The sequence below is a fragment of the Erwinia sp. PME.40.26/001 genome, assembly GCF_055556675.1.
The window spans coordinates 1-265 of sequence record NZ_JBVHNP010000226.1; the positions used below are offsets into that span (position 1 = coordinate 1).

Genomic DNA, 265 nt, shown 5'->3' on the forward strand with positions numbered 1-265 from the left:
GACCTGCCGCATGTGCCGGTCCGGCAACGTCTGGGATATCTCAGCGATGGAGAGCTTCTTCTTGTCGCTGAAGATCGAGCGCACGGCTCGCAAGGTCTACCGATCCAGAAGCGATGCCAAGGCTGATGTCTTCGACTACATCGAGCGCTTCTACAATCCGACACGACAGCACTCGACGCTGGGCTATCTCAGCCCGATTCAGTACGAGCAACAGACGCAAGTAGCTTAAGGTGGTGTCTACGAAATCGTAAGCGGCACAGTGCGG

At 56.6% G+C, this 265-nt stretch carries 1 protein-coding gene; it reads left to right on the forward strand.

Annotation, left to right across the window (positions count from 1 at the left end; translation table 11 throughout):
* A partial coding sequence (locus tag ACZ3HG_RS23950) for an IS3 family transposase (protein WP_465334896.1) occupies positions 1-229 on the forward strand: 229 nt, incomplete at its 5' end.
* Positions 230-265: the final 36 nt, after the last annotated feature.